This window comes from Shewanella bicestrii (assembly GCF_002216875.1).
Taxonomy (GTDB): Bacteria; Pseudomonadota; Gammaproteobacteria; order Enterobacterales; family Shewanellaceae; genus Shewanella; species Shewanella seohaensis.
The window spans coordinates 2,449,162-2,468,278 of record NZ_CP022358.1; the positions used below are offsets into that span (position 1 = coordinate 2,449,162).

Here is a 19,117-nt window from a genome sequence, read left to right on the forward strand (position 1 = left end):
CTTGTTAATAAAAATCGGCCAATCATTAACTTAGGCTCCGTCCGACGATCAATAATTAAACCTGATTAACAGCATAAACACCAAGTGTAAACCCCGTTTTACAGCCATAAAACGATAGAAAAACTTATGGGTAAGATTAAAAAATATTCCTGTAAATCAATATGATTGCCACTTGAACTGAAATGTTTTGGGGGTAAGATGCGCGCCATCGTTCAACTCTGCTTTTTTAATGGAATTATGATGTCAGACGATGCACCGTCTTTAATCTCACAAAAAGCGCCGACACCCGCCGCAGGAAGCGCCACACAGTTACTCTTTATGCTGGTTTTTATGGTGGCCTGTGGGCAGATGGCACAAACTATTTTTGTCCCCGCACTCCCCCTTATCGCCCAAGGCTTAGCCGTGGATGCCAGTCAATTACAGGCGGTCATGGCTTGCTATTTGCTCGCCTACGGCCTATGCCAGTTTATCTATGGCCCATTATCCGACCGCGTTGGGCGTAAAATGCCGCTGCTCATTGGCATTGGTATTTTTATCGTCGGCGCGTTTATGGCGGCAGAAGCCACAAGTTTTAGCCAACTGATTTTCGCAAGCCTACTACAGGGGCTGGGTACCGCGAGTGCGGGCGCCCTGTGCCGCAGTATTCCGAGGGATCATTACTTTGGCGATAACTTAGTTAGATTTAACAGTTATGTGTCTATGGCCGTAGTGTTTTTGCCCTTAGTCGCGCCCTTTTTAGGCAGCTTTGCCTCCGCTTACTGGGGTTGGCAGGCTGTGTATTGGGTACTGTTTGGATTTGGCAGTTTGGTTTGGCTACTCCTTTGCTTTGGTTTTAGAGAATCCTTACCCAAGGATAAGCGAGAGCAACAACCTATATTGGCATCCTATCGCCATGTACTGCGCCACCGCAGTTTTCGAGCCTATTTGCTTTCGCTTATCGCGACCTTTGCTGGCATTGCCGCCTTCGAAGCCATAGCAGGCGTACTCTATGGCCAATATTTGCAGCTTTCGCCGTTTATGGTGAGCTGTTATTTTGTCGCGCCCATCCCTGGATATTTACTCGGCGCCCTGATTGCGGGTAGACAAAAACAGGCGCAGCGTACGGTTTTGCAAGGCGTTGCACTCCTGGGCGCTGGTGCATTGTTTATGTTGATCCCCGGTATTTTTCAGCTGGTCGTGGGTTGGAGTTTATTGATAGGCTCCATTTTGTTTTTCAGTGGCGCAGGCATGTTATTTCCGACATTAACCTCGGCCGCGCTAGAGCCGTTTCCACGCCAAGCAGGCATTGCGGGCGCCCTACTCGGTGGCTTACAAAATTTCGGCGCGGGACTCGCTGCCTTAACCATGTCGCTCGTACCAATGGGCGGACAGTTAAGCATTGGTTTGCTGAGCGTGCTGATGGTACTGTTAGTGATAGTCGCCTTGCATTATGCAAGGGATCAAAACGATACCCACCACACCCTGTTACCGCAAAATCCATAATTGGCAAGACACCCAGTAAAGAATCCGCCTTCTTAGAAGGCGGCTTTGATTTGCCCCTGGAAGGGGCTATTTCCTTACACCTACTTCATCTGTAGCGACAATTGAGCATCATGCTCTAGATCTTGCTTATCTTGATGGCGAACATAGCGTCTTATGATTTCCTCATTTACGCCTACCGTATCAACAAAATAACCCCTCGCCCAAAAGCTATTTCCCCATAACTTCTTGCGAACATGAGGGAATTTGTTAAAAAGCCTTATTGCGCTCCTACCCTTCAATATCCCCATTAATGTGGATACTGACAACTTTGGGGGAATTATCACGACTAGATGCACATGATCTATCTGGACATTTAATTCTAAGACCTCACAACTTTTCATATTGCATAGAATATAAATCGACCTGTAGAGCTCTTTACCAAGGTTACCTTTTAGAATTTTGAATCTGTACTTAGGCGTCCAAACGATATGATATTTACAACGCCAGTAAACATGTGATGAACTTCTGTAATCGCCCATGTTTCTCGTTTCCTCTTACTTGTGGTGAATAAGAAGGTCTCTTTTAACATGGGCGTTATTCAGGCTATAGCCTTAAGGGACAATCACCACCGCCAGAGGCGGTGGTTTTGGGATGACAATAAAAAGCCCACATTCGTGGGCTTTTTATTGGGGCGATTAGAGAATGCGTCTGAGCAGGAAGTCTGCTTTTAGCCTTCTAATGCGATTCATAATCTTCTTCACTGGGGCGGGATAGCTTTGTAAGGTATCCACTTGACTGTAGTGATACAGGCGTTGCGTGTGTTCGAGGATATGGCTTTGTTCGGCCTCGAATTGCGCCTTCCAGCTACCGCTTTCATCGTGAATGAGTAAGCCATTCTCTAAATCCAGCGCCCATGCTCTTGGGTTTAAGTTTGAGCCCGTGATCAAATGCTTACTACCATCGGCGCTGATCCCCTTGAGGTGATAGCTATTGATACCGTGTTTCCACAGGTGAATATTAAGCTGGCCATTATCGATTGCCCATTGCTGACGCTTAGCAAATTTACGCAGCGATTGCTCATACAGATACGGCAATGCCCCTATGGTAGAGAAATCCTGCTCGGGCGGAATGTAAAAGTCATTCGCCGTTTTATCCCCTACCACTATGTCGATTCGTTTGCCTTTGCGGAGGTGCTTAGCCAAGGCACGCACCAGAATATAGGGAGGATTAAAATAAGGCGTGCAAATAAACAGTCTATCTTTTGACTCTTCCACCATGGCAATCACGGCTTTATTCAGCAGGTTATGTTTGCGGCCTAATCCCAGTAAAGGGGTGACACGGTTGCCACTGCGGGTCGCGTTAAACTCGTACTGTGCCTGTGATAATCGCAGTTTGAAGCTGCGCACATCGGTTTTGGGTGGCAAGACTTCTTGCTGCGCATCTTGAGTGAGCGAGGCAACGGCAGGATCGGCAATAATGTAGCGCTGGATCATAGTGCGCATACTGCGCGCTAACTCGGCCGACTCAATTACATGGTAACGGTCAAAACGGTATTTATCGTTTTGCTGCAGATAAATGTTATTCAGGCTGGCACCGCTGTAAATCACCGCATCATCAATCACAAAGCCCTTAAGGTGCAGCACGCCCATAAACTCACGGGATTTGACCGGCACGCCCATAATGTCGATAGGATGCTCTGCCTCGGCCATGACCTTGCGGTACATCAGATAGTTACCGCTGTCGCCCTTGTGACCAATCAAGCCACGTCTAGCACGGTGAAAATCGACCAAAATCTTGATATCTAACGCGGGGTTATTCGCCTTAGCCGTCATCAAGGCCTGTAAAATTTCGCGCCCAGCCTCATCGTCTTCAAGATAGAGTGCGGCGATATAAATGCTGTCCTTGGCATTTTCGATACGGCTAAGCAATTCTGCCTTAAATCGGCATGGCGTAAGCAACCACGTTAAAGCCTCGGGTTGAACGGCTATTCCACCAAGCTTATCTAGCAAGGCATCCTCCTTTAAACATGCTGACCACCCCGATAGGAAGCGCTTGGGGTCAGTGACAAAAACATCACAGCAATTTGGGTTAATTCTGGATAGGCTTCTGTCACTGCCAGCCTGATCGTTTGTTCTACTTTAAGATGGATATCAGGGTCGACCGGAAACCAAAGCAATTCGATTTGGACAAAGCGTTGATCAATTCTGCCATTACGGTAGCTGATGCTTGGGATCCAATCTAATGTAAAACTCTCTGCATTACCTTTACATATAGCCGCCAAAGACTGCAGTAATGTTTGGCTAAGCTCTGCAACAACTGCCTGTGGCAAGCCGCGCATACTAATATGAGGCATGGTTTTAGTGGTTACCTGAGATCCTAAAATCGTAAGGGGTAGAAATTACCGACTTCACTGCAACTCGGCAAGACTTTTCGGCGAAAAGCACGCGGGATAGCGCCTATTTTGCTGGTAATTTGACCTGAAACGACGCATTCCACACCAGCAGGACTAAAATGCAGCAATTTAGCCCACAAACGGCAGGCTTCTATGCCTGCATTCACGGCTAACTAAATGCTTTTTCAGTTTTTCCTTTAAACCTTTTGTCCATGATGGCTAATCGACGCTAGGCAGACCATAAGCAAAATGGTGTGTGAGTCACAAAACAGGGCTTCTGCCGCAGGCAAGCGTGCCTGTGGTCGTTGTTTTAGCGTAAACTAAAACATCTTAAGTCCCTATTGCCTAACACCATGAACAAAAAAATCCTACTGACCCTCGCCCTCACCTTAGCCTTAGCTTGGGGCATATTTCATTTTAAAGCGCAGCTCGGCTTGCTCATTTTGCCGCTTTTTATCGGATTGGTTTTATTTGTCACCCTAAGGCTGTATCGTCTAATGGAAAAAGACGATGGCAGCAATGACCGCTAATGGTAAAAAGGACATTCAGGACACCTATGACGCACTCGATAAACAAGGATCAGTTACAGGCATCATTTACTCGCCCCAAGCTTAATGGGTTCCTCGTAGGCAGCATGTTAAGTATTCTGCTGCCAACTCAAGTGATTGCAGCAATACATCCGCTGGATGAGTCGACATTTGCCAAGCAAATCGCCGACATTGCCCCGCGTCATTCGCAAGTCGCTTTGCTGGCCCGAGATTTAAGTACCAACACACTGTTATACAGCCAGCAAGCCGATACCTTATTTATCCCCGCCAGCACACAAAAAGTGCTGACCGCCGTGACCGCTATGGCCAACCTTGGCCCAGACTTTCGCTTTGTCACTGAGCTGTGGAGTGATGCGCCCATTCGCAAAGGTCATATTGCGGGCAGTGTTTATCTGCGTTTTAGCGGCGATCCAACGCTGACTCAGGACGATCTCAAAGCCTTGTTTGCCCATCTACAAAAGCAAGGCATAACAAGCATTGAGGGACATCTCTATCTTATCGGGGATAAACAAGAGCAATTACAAGCACCTGGTTGGGTGTGGGATGATCTCGGGATTTGCTTTGCAGCGCCAGTGTCGAGTTACATCATCAATCAAAACTGCGTTTATGGACAGTTTGCGCCAAGCTCAGCCAAGCATGCTTCTGAGGTCAAATTAAGGGCATCCAGTTTTGGAGTAAAAGTCAGTAGCGACGCCATATTCTCCCCCAAGGCAGGCCATGATTTTTGCCAGCTCGATTTAGTACGCCTTGGCCAGAACCAATATCATCTACGGGGCTGCTACCCCGGCAGTGAAGCGATACCACTGGCGATTGCCATTAGCGATCCCGAAAAATTTGCCATGGACACCCTAACAGCGACGCTCAAAGGTGAAATATCACTTTCGGGTAAAGTGAAAATAGGCAACACCATCCCTTCTAAGGCGAAACTGATCGCCAGCCATAGCAGCGCGCCCTTGCCTGAGCTGTTAAAAACCATGCTGTTGAAGTCGGATAACCTCATCGCCGATAGTTTGTTTAAGCGCGTGGGGAAAAATTATTACAAAGCCCAAGGCAGCTTTACCCATGGTGCTGCGGCGATGCGCCATATACTGACAGAGCTTGGGATTGATTTAACCAACGCCAATATTGTCGATGGTTCAGGACTTTCTCGCTATAACCTGTTGAGCGCAAAACAATTAGCCGATGTACTGGCGCTCATTTACCAAGATGCACGCTTTCACAGCCTCATTGACAGTTTGCCCGAGGCTGGTGTCAGCGGCACACTGCAATATCGCTTGGGATATACTAAACCGCCCTTAAAACATCTAGTGTTTGCCAAGACAGGCTCGATGCAGGGCGTCGCCAATTTAGCTGGCTTTATGCGTTTAGCGCAGCAGCGGGATATTCTCTTTGTGGTGCTCGAGAATGGCATTAGTCCTGAAACCAAAAAGCAACGTAAACCCGCCTTTAGCGCCGACTTTTTAACTCGGTTGTTGAGTGCTGTCGAAACTCAAACTCAGACCAGCCAAACAACGACCACAGAGCTAAGCACCGTTAAGTTAAGTGATTAATATCCGGTAAGGTGTAGAGTCATATACAAAGCAATGTCTCGTCCTAAGATAGGTTGACAGTTTTTAGGCCAGCTCCAGTAGCTGGTCTTTTCTATTGTGCACCTGATTAGGGGAGTCCATATTCAAACTCAGATGCGGTCTCATATTGTTGTATATTGCTATCGATTCTCTAACAAGTATCTTCAGCTCCGCAAATGTCCTACATCGGTGCAGTAAAAACTCCTGCTTCAGTATGCCATTTACTCTTTCTGCTAATGCATTTTGGTAGCAATCATAACCATCCGTCATTGACGGCTGGATTTGGCTCGCCTGAAGCGCATTCTGATAAACGGCTGAGCAGTACTCTAAGCCTCTGTCTGAGTGATGCACCGCGTTGCCGATATAGCGCTTATCTTTGATGGCCATTTTTAACGCTTTCACCACACTCTCGGCTTTCATGTCTTTACTCACGTGATGACCGACTATTTTACGAGAACTGGCATCGGTGATCAGTGACAGGTAGTGCACACCTTGGTCTGACTCAAGATAGGTGATATCGCTGACCAGTACATGCCCTGCATCGTGCAGTCCCTCCTCTTTCAGCAGATTAGGATGCTTCTTCATCCAGTGTTTGCTGAACGTGGTTTTTGTGTAGCTTTTCTTCGGTTTAATCAGTAAACCTTCACTTCTCAAATAGGTAAAGAACCCATCTCGCCCGAGTTTAATATCGTGCTCAACCAGCTTGGATTTTATCAACGTGTAGAGCTTACGGGCCCCTAACCTTGGCATATATTTACGCCAGTACTGGACCCAGTCTTTGATAACCGATAGCTCAGCTCTACGACTTTCCATTCGAGCAACTGCCTGATAAATACCTTGCCTCGACATACCCGCAGCACGACATGCGGCAGCGAGGTTTATTTCTCCGTTGCCTTTTGCTTGCCAGACGTACCGGATAAGTACTTTTTTCTGAGGCCTGCTCCATATTCATTGTCCATGATATCAACCATGCCATTGAGGATTTGGTTACGCAGTTTCTCTTCTGCTAACTCACGTTCAAGGCGCTTGATCGTTTCGGCAGGTGTTTCTTTTGACTTAGTCATAAGGGGATGCTGAAAAGGTTTCGACCAATCGAGTCTACCATGTTTTCTAAGTCAGACGAGTACCGTTGAACGGCCTTGAATACCAAAATGGGCTTGGGCTTGTTTGTACGTCATTTCGCCTTTTTCAACACGCTCTACAACGCCTAATTTAAAGGCTAAGGTGTAATCTCGTTGTGTGCGCTTACGGCTTGAGTTAATTAATGTTGTCATAAAGAAATCCTCTTTATGTCAACGTATTTCAGGACGGGACACAATTAAAACAAAAAGCACTGAATATCAGTGCTTTTTTATTAGGTCAATTCGAACGCTTAACGCGATTAAACTGGTTAGAACAGCTCTGCAGGCATCGCCATTGTGCTGGTATCTCCCGCGCGCACTTGTGCTAAGTGATAGTCAGCCTTAGGCAGCAATTTGTCGAAATAGAATTTAGCAAGGTAGGATTTTTGCTCGGCAAACTGTTTATCTTCAGCACCCACCGCTTTATCCAACATGGCTAACCAATAGAACCCATAGAGAGTGAAGCCAAAGGCATCCAAAAAGTCGACCGCACTGGCGTTAATGAGCGCTGGTTGAGTCAGCTTTTGCTCATTGATGGATTCGGCAACATTGACTAAGGCATCTAAACGGGCACAAACGGCGGAAACTTTCACCGCATCGACCTGAGTAAATTCACGCATTTGCGCCTTTAACTCGGCCACAAACTCCTTAAGGGTCGCGAGATTATCGCCAGTGACTTTTCGGCCGAGGAAGTCGATCGCCTGAATACCGTTAGTGCCTTCGTAAATCTGCGCAATACGAGTATCACGTACTAACTGCTCAATCCCGGTTTCACGAATATAGCCATGACCACCAAACACTTGCTGCGCCATGATAGCGGCATCTAAACCGCGGTCGGTTAAAAATGCTTTCGCCACGGGAGTTAATAAACCCACATAACGAGCAGCCTTAGCTTTGACTTCATCCGCGGCATATTTTGCTAAATCGAGTTGTTTACCGGTAAATACTGAGAGTGCGCGCCCCGCTTCTGTCATCGCACGGATAGTCAACAGCATACGACGCACGTCACCATGCACAATAATAGGATCGGAATCGCTGCCCGTAGGCGAGCCGCCAGCGGCAACGCCTTGGTTGCGCTCTTTGGCATAATCGGCGGCCATTTGATAAGCAGCCTGCGCACTGCCAAGCCCTTGAATACCGATGGCTAAGCGCTCGTAGTTCATCATAGTGAACATACACACTAAACCACGATTTGGCTCACCAATCAGGTAACCCTTGGCTTCATCAAAGTTCATCACACAGGTGGCTGAGCCCTTAAGCCCCATTTTATGTTCGATGGAACCCACGCTCACGCCGTTCGCCTGACCTAAACTGCCATCGGCATTAACCGTGGTTTTAGGTACGAGGAACAGCGAAATACCTTTGCTTTCAGGAAGCTTTGCCAGTACTAAGTGAATGACGTTCTCGGTCAAATCATGATCGCCACCCGTGATAAAGATTTTGCTGCCACTAATGGCATAACTGCCGTCATCCTGTGGGATAGCACGGGTACGGATATTACGTAGATCTGAGCCTGCCTGAGGTTCAGTCATATCCATGGCACCTGCCCATTCACCGCTGTAGAGTTTTGGCAAATAGGTTTCTTTAATCTCTTCACTGCCGTGGGCATTAATACACAGTGCCGCCCCCGCCGTGAGTGAACCATACAGAGTAAATGCATTACAGGCGCTGTAAGCCATTTCATCGACTAACACCCCCAGCATTTTCGGCATGCCCATACCACCAAACTCGGGTTCACCACACAGGCCCACCCAGCCGCCTTGGGAATATTGATCGTAAACGGCTTTATAACCATCGGGCGTAATCACTCGATTATCCTGATGAAGAACACCTTGCTCATCGCCAGCACGGTTAAGCGGATGGATTAATTCAGCACTGATTTTCGCGGCTTCTTCGAGAATCGCGCCGGCCGTATCCATATCGACCATTTCTGCAATATCAGGGAGTTGTGCCCAAGTATTTGGCGCATCAAAAACCTGTTCCAATAAGAAACGCATATCCGCTAACGGAGCTTGGTAAGGATTCATGGGTAGACTCTTAAACGTAGGATTTAAACAGTTGTTTTAATTTATACCAGTTCAATACAGAAAACAATCTCATTACAAATTCACTTTGCAACTTAGAACCAGTAAAACCGTTAATGTGAAATACGGGTAATAAAAAACCCTTAAGTTGCCTTAAGGGTTTTAGTGTAGCCACAGATAAGCGATGCGTCGTCGGCTTAGCTCACGATTAACGCATTGATTACCACATTAAATCGTCTGGGATCGCATAATCTGCATAGGGGTCATCTTCGACCTCTATCGCCTTCCCTTCATCCTGTTGCCATAGATAACCGCACCATTGTGGCACTAAAAGATTGACGCGCTCAGCCAATTTATGGGGGACAAGGAAGCTCTTATCTTCATATCGAACAATCCCTAACAGGCCTTTAAGCAGTTCCGATTGGATTTTCTCATCGATATAGACTGAGTAAATTTTATTATCGAGGGTATAGTTAAACTTAACCTCGGCATGGCTTGGGATCTTAATCGCAAATTGAGTAAATTCACTCACTAAGCCACGTACCTGCCCGCGGGCTGTTGCTTCGGCAAAGCGCTGCTCGTTCAATGCTTTATCTTTTTCAGCTTGGAGTCGTTTTTGCTCGGCAATGTCACTCTTCAATGCGCTCGAACCATCATCCACCCGCGCCTTTTTATCGCGACGTTTTTGCGTCTTCACATCACGCACTTTTTGTTTACTGGCAAGGCCAGCCTTAAGCAGCTGCTCTTGTAATGCATTCGCCATGGATTTTCACCCGATTTCTCTATCAAATAAATAAGTTACAACGCTTAACTAATTGTTATCACTGCTGCGCTTTAGTCGCCAACTCGCCTAATGCGGTCATTGCAATGCTCGCACCGCCAAGTGACCAGCCACCATCGACGGGTAACACAACCCCTGTGATGTACGAGGCATACTCTGATCCTAAAAACATCGCGGCATTAGCAATATCCTGCCCTTCGCCATTACGTTTTAACGGTACAGACTGTGCAACTTGCTGTTGCAGCGCTGCGCTCGGCGCTAAACGGTTAAATCCTTCAGTGCCTGCGATTGGACCAGGAATAATGGAGTTTATACGTATCCCTTCACAACCCCATTCTATCGCCAATGTCCGAGTGAGCATGTCTACGCCCGCTTTAGCGGCGCACACATGGGCTTGCATTGGCATGGCTATCGATGCCTGCGGCGCCGAGATTTGAATAATATTCCCTTGGGGGCGACGCAGTAAAGGATAAGCCGTCTTTAGCACTTGAAAACTGCCCAGCAGATCAATATCCATCACGGCTTTAAAGCCATTAGCAGAGAGTTTTGCCGCTGTAGCCGGAAAGTTACCTGCCGCGCCACTTACCAACACATCGATAAAGCCAAATTCGGAGGCGATAGTATCAAAGCCCTGCTCGACCGCAGCCAAATCTCTGACATCAAAACTCACCCCAAGGTGGATCCCATCAGGATTTGACTGCTTTAATTGCAACACGGCGGCATCAATCTTGTCTTGGCTGCGACTCGCCACCGCCACATTCGCGCCGGCCTGCGCAAACGCATTGGCTATCGCGAGGTTAATTCCACTCGTACCACCGACAACGACAACATTCTTACCTTGATAATTAAACATCGTAGTATTCAGCATGGGCATTCTCCGTGAACGGTCAAATTAACGCGCGAATAAGTGCTTAAGCCGCAATGGCTTTCATCATTTCTCTCAAGCGAGAGATTGATGAATCGCCTGCAGTGCAGCCAGAGGGTCGGCGGCCTTAGTGATTGGTCGACCAATCACTAAATAATCAGAACCAGCTGCCAGCGCCTGCGGTGGCGTCATCACCCGGTGTTGGTCACCCACGTCGCTGCCCACTGGGCGGATACCTGGAGTGATAAGTTTAAAATCTTGACCTAAAAGTGATTTAAGTACGCTTGCCTCTTGAGCCGAACAGACTACACCATCGAGGCCCGCCAGTTTGGTGAGTTTCGCGAGACGTTGCACATGCTCAAAGGCAGGAACATCAATGCCGATGAGTTTTAAATCTTCATCACTCATTGAAGTGAGAACCGTTACTGCGATTAGCATAGGAGCATCATTACCATAGGGCAGCAATGCTTTTTTCGCCGCTTCCATCATGGCCAAGCCACCGCTGGCATGCACGTTTGTCATCCACACGCCCAGTTCTGCCGCCGCCGCGACCGCTTTGGCAACCGTATTAGGAATATCGTGAAACTTTAAGTCCAGGAAAAGATCGAAACCACGGTCGTGAATATCTTTCACCAATTGTGGGCCAAACAGGGTAAACATTTCTTTGCCCACTTTGAGGCGGCACATGTTGGGATCGAGTTGATCTATCAGTTGTAAGGCGTGGTTTTTATTATCGTAATCAAGCGCTACGAGGATAGGTTTGGTCGTCATCATCTCTCCAACAGGGTTACACTAACAAGGTATTTCTAAAGGTTATTCACCGTCTAAGCCACGGATCCGTTTAATGGTGCCCCATTTTTTACAGGAGGGGCAATGCCAATACAGGGTGTGGGATGGGAAACCGCATTCTTTACAGCGATAACTTGGACGGAATTTAATTTGCTGTTCAACAAGTTGCTCAAGCATAGTCAAACTTTGTTTGGCTTGCCCTTCTTCTGCTTGACGCAGATGCATCTGCATTAAGTGCTGAAACCCCTTCATGGTGGGATGGCGATACAGGGCATCTAACACCATGTTTTCAGCAGCTTTTATCTCTTCGAGACTAATCATATGTTGAGCAAGCGCTACCACTACCGAGGCACCCGCCCCTTCGGCCATCGCGCCCGCTAATAATTCTTGATACCCCTCTTTATCTTGGGTATCACGATACACTTGTTTCGCCGTGGGTAAGGCATCGGCGAAGAGTTCTATGTCGGCCTTTTTCAGTGCCATCAGCATAGATTTGCACTGGTTGTAATCCTTAGCGTCGAGAAATTTTTTGGCGAGCGTGAGTAAGGCACGGCCGCACTTAGGATCTTGTTTTAATGCCTGTTGTAATAGCTTGATCTTGTCAGCATCATCACTGGTCTCGTCCGCAAGCTGACAATAAAAATGGGCGATAATCGGTTTAAGCACCTGCTGGCGCTTTCGACTTAAGCGCTTGGTGATATCGATGGCTTTTTGCCATTCCTTAATGACTTGATAAATGGCAATCAGCTGCGTCTCAGACTCTTCGCTATGGTCATCTTGACTCACCAAATTCAGGAAAATCTCTTCCGCTCGGTCGTAAAACCCCGCGGCAAGGTAATCTTTACCCAGTTCCATCATCGCGATATCGCGCTGCTCATTGGTGAGTGTGGGACGTGCGATTAAGTTTTGATGGATACGAATGGAGCGGTCAACTTCACCGCGTTTGCGAAATAGCGAACCGAGGGAAAGATGGGTGTCGATGGTTTCATCGTCCACATCGAGCATACTGATAAACAAGTCGACCGCTTTGTCTGACTCGTTCGACAACAGGAAATTCAAGCCAGTGAAATAATCCCGACTTAATTGTTTACGCTGGTTACTCTGGTTTTGCCTTATGCTCCGCCGCCCCATATACCAACCGTAACCGGCAGCAATAGGAAGCAACAGGAAGAGGATCTCAAGCATATTAGGCGTCTACACCTTGAGGAGTTTTAGCGGTTTGGACCGTTAATTTCTTTCTGGTCGCCGCTAAAGCCAATTTCAGTTTGACAATATAATAGCTGGCCACGAGCCAACTCAACATAAAGCCTGCAAAGAAAACCACGGCTAATACTACGGGTAAACGGTACTCACCCTGAGCCACAAAGTAGCTGATCGTCACTACTTGTTCATTACGCGCACCAAAAATCAATGCCACGATAAATAACAGTGCCACAAGGACTGTCGCTACAAAAGATTTCACGTCGCACTCCCTTAAACGCCTTTCAATTTTCTGATTATCCAAGAAATTTACTGAGCTGACCAGCTTTGCTTGCATTAGATATAAAAAAGCCCCCTTACGGAGGCTTTTTGTAATGCGGTCAATTATACATTAACTGCGTCAACGCGTTCGCGCAGTTCTTTGCCTGGCTTAAAGTGCGGGACATATTTGCCTTCCAATTCAACTGATGAACCAGTCTTTGGATTACGGCCAGTACGCGGTGCACGATAATGAAGCGAGAAACTACCAAAGCCACGGATCTCAATACGATCACCGCTTTCTAATGTTGTTGCCATTTGCTCCAACATCTCTTTGATTGCGCCTTCAACCTCTTTCGCCGACAGCTGCGACTGCCTGGTGGCGAGTTTTTCGATCAGTTCGGATTTTGTCATCCTAGCTATCCCCTATTATCAAGCCAAACACAGTCACCTAATGGGGAGAAATAACTCCCCATACAACAGGCGATTATTTGCGAGCTGCTTTAAACGCTTCAGCCATTGCATTACTAATAACAGCGTCTTCTTGTTTATTCAAGGTCGCCATTACTTCTTTTTCTTCAGCTTCGTCTTTCGCTTTGATTGACAGGCTGATAGAACGGTTCTTACGGTCAACACCCATGAACTTAGCTTCGATAGCATCACCTACTGCGTAAACAGTAGATGCATCTTCGATGCGCTCACGGCTGATGTCAGCTACACGGATGTAACCTTCAACAGTGTCAGCTAGTTCAACAGTCACACCTTTAGCATCAACAGCAGAAACAGTACCGTTTACGATAGTACCTTTCTTCTTGTCAGCTAAGTAAGCGTTGAATGGATCGTCTTCAGTTTGCTTAACACCTAAGCTGATGCGCTCGCGCTCTGGATCAACAGACAGAACCACTGCGTGGATTTCGTCGCCTTTCTTGTACTCAGATACTGCGTCTTCGCCAGTGCCGTTCCAAGAAATGTCAGACAGGTGAACTAAACCATCGATACCGCCGTCAAGACCGATGAAGATACCGAAGTCAGTGATTGACTTGATCTTACCAGAAACCTTGTCGCCTTTGTTGTAACGAGTTGCGAAGTCATCCCATGGGTTGGTCTTACATTGCTTCAGACCTAGAGAAATACGACGACGCTCTTCATCGATGTCCAGAACCAGAACTTCAACTTCGTCACCTAAGTTAACAACTTTAGATGGGTGAATGTTCTTGTTAGTCCAATCCATTTCAGAAACGTGAACTAAACCTTCAACGCCTTCTTCGATTTCAACGAAACAGCCGTAGTCAGTCAGGTTAGTTACGCGACCAGTTAACTTAGTGTTTTCTGGGTAGCGCTTGCTGATTTCTAACCATGGATCTTCGCCAAGTTGTTTCAGACCTAGAGACACACGAGTGCGCTCACGATCGTACTTCAGAACTTTAACGTTGATTTCGTCACCAACGTTTACGATTTCAGATGGGTGCTTAACGCGTTTCCATGCCATATCAGTGATATGTAACAGACCGTCAACGCCACCTAAATCTACGAATGCACCGTAGTCAGTCAGGTTCTTAACGATACCTTTAACTGCTTGACCTTCTTGCAGGTTTTCTAACAGTGCATCACGCTCTGCGCTGCTTTCTGATTCGATAACTGCACGACGAGAAACAACTACGTTGTTACGCTTCTGGTCTAGTTTGATAACTTTGAATTCTAATTCTTTGTACTCTAAGTGAGCGGTGTCGCGAACTGGGCGCACGTCAACTAGAGAACCTGGTAAGAAGGCACGGATACCGTTTAATTCAACAGTGAAACCGCCTTTCACTTTACCATTGATGATACCGATTACAGTTTCAGCATCTTCGTAAGCTTTTTCCAGAACGATCCAAGCTTCGTGACGTTTCGCTTTTTCGCGAGACAGTTGAGTCTCACCGAAGCCGTCTTCAACAGAGTCAAGAGCTACGTCAACTTCATCACCAACAGCGATTTCTAAAACGCCTTGAGCGTTTTTGAATTGTTCAGCTGGGATTGGGCTTTCAGACTTCAGACCTGCATCAACCAGAACCATACCGTTTTCGATAGCAACTACAGTACCACGAACGATAGAGCCTGGACGGAATTCCAGAGTTTGAAGGGATTGTTCAAATAGATCAGCAAAAGATTCAGTCATGTTTAGGTTACTTTAATGTAATAAACCACAGTCAATCCTAGACGTGGAGTCAGTCAAATTATCCGTATCATCCTTAATACGAATACCTATCCAAACAATAACTTAGTTAGTGTTGGATAATTTTTGGTTGATGTAGTTGAGCGCAAGCTCAAGCACTTCATCAATACCTTTATCACTAGTATCGATAACGAGCGCGTCCTCGGCAGGGACCAAAGGGGCCACTGGACGATTCATATCGCGGTCGTCACGCTCGATAATTTCAGCTAAAAGGCGCTCGATATTAACATCGAAGCCCTTGTCCTGCAACTGATTATAGCGTCTTTGAGCCCGCTCCTCTGCAGAAGCAGTTAAATATAATTTAGCCGATGCCGTTGGGAAAACAACCGTGCCCATGTCGCGGCCATCGGCGATTAACCCTGGTGCCGTTCTAAAGGCACGTTGACGGCGTAATAAGGCTTCCCGCACACGGGGAAATGCCGCCACTTTAGAGGCCGCATTTGAGCATTCTTGAGTACGTATCGCAGTAGTGACGTCTTCACCTTCTAAGATCACTTGAACTGGGTCTTTCTCGTTGCCGGTTAAAAATTTCACATCAAGGTGCGCAGCAAGGAGTGTGATGGATTCTTCATTTTCCAGTTCGACATCGTGGTGAATTGCAGCTAACGCAAGCACTCGGTAAATAGCACCACTATCAAGCAGTTGCCATCCAAGATGCTTAGCCAATAATTGGCTAATTGTCCCTTTACCAGCACCACTTGGGCCGTCGATTGTGACTACAGGAGCCCGTTCAGACATACATTCCTCCGCAAAAAATAATCATCATCCGTGAGTTCTTAACTAGAGCCCCGAAAATGAGCGCGCCGCATTGTACAATACTATACAAATAAAATCCGTGGATTTTTTATGAAGTTTAGAAGCCGCTCAAATGCGGCTTCATCATCTTGATATGACCCAAAGTCAGCCTGTTACAGAAAGCGGTTAGGCTTTGAGGCTGGCAAATTGGGCAAAATAGTCAGGAAAGGTTTTCGAGGTACAATCGGGATCATTGATGGTAATCCCGCAATCAGCAAACGCCATCATGGAGAAGCACATCGCCATGCGGTGGTCGTTATAAGTATCAATCTCTGCAGTATTGAGCACAGCTGGCGGCGTGATTTGAATATAATCATGCCCCTCTTCCACTAAGGCGCCCACTTTACGCAGCTCTGTGGCCATCGCCGCTAATCGGTCGGTCTCTTTAATGCGCCAGTTATAGATGTTACGGATAGTGGTCGTGCCCTTAGCAAACAAGGCAGCGGTGGCAATGGTCATTGCCGCATCGGGAATATGGTTCATGTCTAAATCAACCGCAGTTAACGGTGCGCCACGGGCAATAATGTAATCATCGCCCCACTCAATATCGGCACCCATTTTTTCCAGCACATCGGCAAATTTCACATCGCCCTGAATGCTTAAACGGCCAACACCAGTGACTTTCACTTCGCCGCCTTTAATGGCTCCTGCGGCTAAAAAGTAAGATGCAGAAGATGCATCCCCTTCCACTAACACTTTACCCGGAGACACATACTGCTGCCCGGCCGGGATCTCAAAGCGGGCATAGTCATGGTTAATCACCTGAACGCCAAACTGCGCCATCAAGGCTAAGGTAATATCGATATAAGGCTTTGAAACCAGTTCACCTTTGACATGAATATTCACACTGCCCTTAGCGAGGGGGGCAACCATTAACAGCGCCGTTAAGAATTGGCTAGACAGATCGCCAGCAATTTCCACATCGCCACCGTTAAGCCCGGTTGCATTGATGGTCAGAGGCGGAAACCCTTCATTCTTAAGGTACACAATATTAGCGCCTAATTGTTTTAGGGCATCGACCAAGTCACCAATGGGACGCTCTTCCATGCGCGGTTCGCCCGTTAGGGTAAATTCGCCACGCCCTAAGGTCAGCGCCGCGCACAATGGGCGCATAGCCGTGCCCGCATTGCCTAGAAACAGTGTTTGCGCAGTATCCGCCGAAATAGCGCCACCTAAACCAGTGAGCTCGCAGACAGTATTATTTTGCGATAAGCGGTATTCAACCCCCAACTGCTTTAAAGACGCCAACATATGACGAATATCATCGGAATCGAGCAAATTGGTTAGCGTGGTGGTGCCTTTGGCTAAGGTCGCCAATAATAATGCGCGGTTAGAAATGCTTTTTGAGCCCGGAATGTTGATCTCACCGCGGACTTGCACAACAGGTTCAAGACGTAATTGCTTCATGAATAAATCTTCTTTCTCTTAGGGCGTAACCATCGATGGCACGCAGACTGAAAATAGGTAAATGGCAACCTCACGCTACATGGCGTCAAGTTAAGATTACAAATTAAAGGAGATTGGGGACCTTGTTGGTGCTTCGTCGTTATAAAATTACCGATAGTGACGCAGGATTCAACCGTTTTTTACTAAAAAACGGCTTTTTAAACCGGAAAATTACTCAAGTCAGTCTAAAAATAACAAAAACACAAAATATCTGCGGTTAAATTGTGATCTAAAGCGTTTTTTGGCAGGCTTTTTTGCCAGATTAATTGGCCATAGTTCACAGTTTTTGCTTTAAATTTTTCATCTATCCACGCTATTCTAGGTTTCAAACGATAAATCACGCATATTCTTTGCAATTCATGTTGTCGCAATATAACCAAAAAGGTAGATGGAGCCATGTTTAACTCACTCGTCGCAATGCCTGCGGATCCTATCCTCGGCCTATTAACCCAGTACCGTGAAGACTCACATCCTCAAAAAGTCGACTTAGGTGTGGGCGTTTATAAGGATCCCGCTGGAAACACTCCCATCCTTAATTGCGTGAAAAAAGCCGAAAAATTCCGTTTAGACACTGAAACCACCAAAGTGTATATCGGCCCAACCGGTTCGCCTCAGTTTAATACCCTGATAACAGAATTAGCCTTTGGCAGTGATCACAGCGCGATTATCGCCAACCGAATTCGTACAGTATCAACTCCTGGTGGTACAGGCGCCCTGCGCGTTGCCGGTGATTTTATTAAACGCTGCAATCCCAATGCTGTGCTATGGGTGAGCGATCCTACATGGGCTAACCATATAGGCTTGTTTGAAGCGGCGGGTCTAACCGTTAAAACCTACCCTTACTATGATTACGACACTAAATCGTTAAAGTTTGATGAAATGCTCAGCGCGCTTGCGCAGATTGGCCCGAACGATGTGGTGCTATTCCACGCCTGTTGCCATAACCCGAGCGGGATGGATTTAACAACAGAACAATGGGATAAAGTGGTTGCCCTCACCAAGGAGCAAGGTTTTACCCCGCTTATCGACATGGCTTACCAAGGTTTTGGTGATGGTGTCGATATTGATGCCTACGGCGTGCGTAAAATGGCCGCTGCGGTCGATAATATGATCCTGTGTAACTCTTGCTCGAAAAACTTCGGTCTCTACCGTGAGCGTATCGGTTCATGCTCTGTGGTTGCAAAAGATGCAAACACGGCAAACATCGCGCAATCTGTGCTGCTTTACGTGGTTCGCTGCCTGTACTCCATGCCGCCAGCCCACGGCGCGGCGATTGTCGAAACTATTCTAGGTTCGGCAGAATTAAAGCAAGAATGGTTAGATGAGCTGAAAGTAATGCGCGACCGTATCAACGGTAACCGCGCCATTTTAGTGGAAAAACTCAAAACCAATGGCGTGGATCGCGACTTTAGCTTTATCGCACGCCAAAAAGGCATGTTCTCTTTCCTAGGGGTTAATCCCGAGCAAGTGGCGCGCCTGCAGAAAGAATTCAGCATTTATATGGTGGGTTCGAGCCGCATTAGCATTGCAGGCATTAGCGAAGACAATGTGGATTACTTAGCTAAGTCGATTGCCAAAGTACTGTAACGAGACTGTTGGGATGAAGCGCCTAATTCGGCCTAAGTCCCCTAGCCTTCCTTTAGCTATTACTTAGTGC

At 47.0% G+C, this 19,117-nt stretch carries 17 protein-coding genes and 1 pseudogene; 4 read left to right on the plus strand and 14 right to left on the minus strand.

All coding sequences use genetic code 11. From position 1 onward, the window contains the following. Positions 1 to 237 precede the first annotated feature (237 nt). Positions 238 to 1,482, plus strand: a complete 1,245-nt coding sequence (gene emrD / locus CF168_RS10735) for a multidrug efflux MFS transporter EmrD (RefSeq protein WP_089068952.1) — start codon at positions 238 to 240, stop codon at positions 1,480 to 1,482. An 80-nt stretch (positions 1,483 to 1,562) separates the two neighbouring features. Here emrD and tnpA read toward each other — a convergent pair whose 3' ends face one another. From tnpA to CF168_RS10750, 3 genes are all read right to left on the minus strand, one after another. Then, positions 1,563 to 2,000, minus strand: a complete 438-nt coding sequence (gene tnpA, locus CF168_RS10740) for an IS200/IS605-like element ISShes4 family transposase (protein WP_011623097.1) — start codon at positions 1,998 to 2,000, stop codon at positions 1,563 to 1,565. A 156-nt stretch (positions 2,001 to 2,156) separates the two neighbouring features. Then, positions 2,157 to 3,470 carry a CDP-diacylglycerol--serine O-phosphatidyltransferase gene (pssA, locus tag CF168_RS10745; RefSeq protein WP_089067827.1) on the minus strand — a complete coding sequence of 438 codons (1,314 nt, stop codon included), beginning with the start codon at positions 3,468 to 3,470 and terminating at the stop codon, positions 2,157 to 2,159. Between the two features lie 11 nt (positions 3,471 to 3,481). Continuing rightward, positions 3,482 to 3,814, minus strand: a complete 333-nt coding sequence (locus tag CF168_RS10750; protein ID WP_011622704.1) for a DUF1904 domain-containing protein — start codon at positions 3,812 to 3,814, stop codon at positions 3,482 to 3,484. Between the two features lie 392 nt (positions 3,815 to 4,206). Between CF168_RS10750 and CF168_RS10755 the strand changes: the two genes are divergently transcribed. Together CF168_RS10755 and dacB are read left to right on the plus strand one after the other, a co-directional pair. Next, positions 4,207 to 4,383, plus strand: a complete 177-nt coding sequence (locus CF168_RS10755) for a hypothetical protein (protein WP_011622703.1) — start codon at positions 4,207 to 4,209, stop codon at positions 4,381 to 4,383. A gap of 26 nt (positions 4,384 to 4,409) precedes the next feature. Next, complete coding sequence (gene dacB, locus CF168_RS10760; protein WP_089067828.1) at positions 4,410 to 5,951, plus strand: D-alanyl-D-alanine carboxypeptidase/D-alanyl-D-alanine endopeptidase; 1,542 nt, start codon at positions 4,410 to 4,412, stop codon at positions 5,949 to 5,951. A 63-nt stretch (positions 5,952 to 6,014) separates the two neighbouring features. On the opposite strand, the pseudogene CF168_RS10765 reads toward dacB, so the two are convergent. The 11 genes and pseudogenes from CF168_RS10765 to aroA form a co-directional block, all read right to left on the minus strand. Continuing rightward, positions 6,015 to 7,243: pseudogene (locus CF168_RS10765) on the minus strand (IS3 family transposase). Between the two features lie 116 nt (positions 7,244 to 7,359). Then, positions 7,360 to 9,117 carry an acyl-CoA dehydrogenase family protein gene (locus CF168_RS10770; RefSeq protein ID WP_089067829.1) on the minus strand — a complete coding sequence of 586 codons (1,758 nt, stop codon included), beginning with the start codon at positions 9,115 to 9,117 and terminating at the stop codon, positions 7,360 to 7,362. A gap of 217 nt (positions 9,118 to 9,334) precedes the next feature. Continuing rightward, the gene (locus tag CF168_RS10775; RefSeq protein WP_089067830.1) at positions 9,335 to 9,877 is read right to left on the minus strand and encodes a DUF2058 domain-containing protein; all 543 of its coding nucleotides are present in this window, start codon (positions 9,875 to 9,877) and stop codon (positions 9,335 to 9,337) included. A 58-nt stretch (positions 9,878 to 9,935) separates the two neighbouring features. Continuing rightward, on the minus strand, positions 9,936 to 10,763 hold the full coding sequence (locus tag CF168_RS10780) for an SDR family oxidoreductase (RefSeq protein WP_089067831.1): 828 nt from the start codon (positions 10,761 to 10,763) through the stop codon (positions 9,936 to 9,938). A 72-nt stretch (positions 10,764 to 10,835) separates the two neighbouring features. Further along, positions 10,836 to 11,531: an orotidine-5'-phosphate decarboxylase gene (gene pyrF / locus CF168_RS10785; RefSeq protein ID WP_089067832.1), complete on the minus strand. Its 696-nt coding sequence runs from the start codon at positions 11,529 to 11,531 to the stop codon at positions 10,836 to 10,838. 42 nt (positions 11,532 to 11,573) lie between these two features. After that, positions 11,574 to 12,734 carry a lipopolysaccharide assembly protein LapB gene (lapB, locus tag CF168_RS10790; RefSeq protein WP_089067833.1) on the minus strand — a complete coding sequence of 387 codons (1,161 nt, stop codon included), beginning with the start codon at positions 12,732 to 12,734 and terminating at the stop codon, positions 11,574 to 11,576. Between the two features lies 1 nt (position 12,735). Next, the gene (locus tag CF168_RS10795; RefSeq protein ID WP_011626213.1) at positions 12,736 to 13,011 is read right to left on the minus strand and encodes a LapA family protein; all 276 of its coding nucleotides are present in this window, start codon (positions 13,009 to 13,011) and stop codon (positions 12,736 to 12,738) included. 122 nt (positions 13,012 to 13,133) lie between these two features. Continuing rightward, entirely contained in the window at positions 13,134 to 13,421 is a 288-nt protein-coding gene (ihfB, locus tag CF168_RS10800) for an integration host factor subunit beta (protein ID WP_011072380.1), read from the minus strand. 73 nt (positions 13,422 to 13,494) lie between these two features. Further along, positions 13,495 to 15,162, minus strand: coding sequence for a 30S ribosomal protein S1 (gene rpsA, locus CF168_RS10805; RefSeq protein ID WP_089067834.1), 1,668 nt, complete (start codon positions 15,160 to 15,162; stop codon positions 13,495 to 13,497). 102 nt (positions 15,163 to 15,264) lie between these two features. Further along, positions 15,265 to 15,957, minus strand: coding sequence for a (d)CMP kinase (cmk, locus tag CF168_RS10810; protein ID WP_011622694.1), 693 nt, complete (start codon positions 15,955 to 15,957; stop codon positions 15,265 to 15,267). A gap of 183 nt (positions 15,958 to 16,140) precedes the next feature. Next, positions 16,141 to 17,421: a 3-phosphoshikimate 1-carboxyvinyltransferase gene (aroA, locus tag CF168_RS10815; protein ID WP_089067835.1), complete on the minus strand. Its 1,281-nt coding sequence runs from the start codon at positions 17,419 to 17,421 to the stop codon at positions 16,141 to 16,143. 435 nt (positions 17,422 to 17,856) lie between these two features. On the opposite strand from aroA, the gene CF168_RS10820 reads away from it, so the two are divergent. After that, positions 17,857 to 19,047, plus strand: coding sequence for an amino acid aminotransferase (locus CF168_RS10820; RefSeq protein WP_089067836.1), 1,191 nt, complete (start codon positions 17,857 to 17,859; stop codon positions 19,045 to 19,047). Positions 19,048 to 19,117: the final 70 nt, after the last annotated feature.

What these genes read in the sequence shown, in the direction of transcription:
- emrD (WP_089068952.1), top strand. Translation starts at nt 238, where the DNA reads ATGATGTCAGACGATGCACCGTCTTTAATCTCACAAAAAGCGCCGACA.
- tnpA (WP_011623097.1), bottom strand. Translation starts at nt 2,000, where the DNA reads ATGGGCGATTACAGAAGTTCATCACATGTTTACTGGCGTTGTAAATAT.
- CF168_RS10750 (WP_011622704.1), bottom strand. Translation starts at nt 3,814, where the DNA reads ATGCCTCATATTAGTATGCGCGGCTTGCCACAGGCAGTTGTTGCAGAG.
- CF168_RS10755 (WP_011622703.1), top strand. Translation starts at nt 4,207, where the DNA reads ATGAACAAAAAAATCCTACTGACCCTCGCCCTCACCTTAGCCTTAGCT.
- dacB (WP_089067828.1), top strand. Translation starts at nt 4,410, where the DNA reads ATGACGCACTCGATAAACAAGGATCAGTTACAGGCATCATTTACTCGC.
- CF168_RS10770 (WP_089067829.1), bottom strand. Translation starts at nt 9,117, where the DNA reads ATGAATCCTTACCAAGCTCCGTTAGCGGATATGCGTTTCTTATTGGAA.
- CF168_RS10775 (WP_089067830.1), bottom strand. Translation starts at nt 9,877, where the DNA reads ATGGCGAATGCATTACAAGAGCAGCTGCTTAAGGCTGGCCTTGCCAGT.
- CF168_RS10780 (WP_089067831.1), bottom strand. Translation starts at nt 10,763, where the DNA reads ATGCTGAATACTACGATGTTTAATTATCAAGGTAAGAATGTTGTCGTT.
- pyrF (WP_089067832.1), bottom strand. Translation starts at nt 11,531, where the DNA reads ATGACGACCAAACCTATCCTCGTAGCGCTTGATTACGATAATAAAAAC.
- lapB (WP_089067833.1), bottom strand. Translation starts at nt 12,734, where the DNA reads ATGCTTGAGATCCTCTTCCTGTTGCTTCCTATTGCTGCCGGTTACGGT.
- ihfB (WP_011072380.1), bottom strand. Translation starts at nt 13,421, where the DNA reads ATGACAAAATCCGAACTGATCGAAAAACTCGCCACCAGGCAGTCGCAG.
- rpsA (WP_089067834.1), bottom strand. Translation starts at nt 15,162, where the DNA reads ATGACTGAATCTTTTGCTGATCTATTTGAACAATCCCTTCAAACTCTG.
- cmk (WP_011622694.1), bottom strand. Translation starts at nt 15,957, where the DNA reads ATGTCTGAACGGGCTCCTGTAGTCACAATCGACGGCCCAAGTGGTGCT.
- aroA (WP_089067835.1), bottom strand. Translation starts at nt 17,421, where the DNA reads ATGAAGCAATTACGTCTTGAACCTGTTGTGCAAGTCCGCGGTGAGATC.
- CF168_RS10820 (WP_089067836.1), top strand. Translation starts at nt 17,857, where the DNA reads ATGTTTAACTCACTCGTCGCAATGCCTGCGGATCCTATCCTCGGCCTA.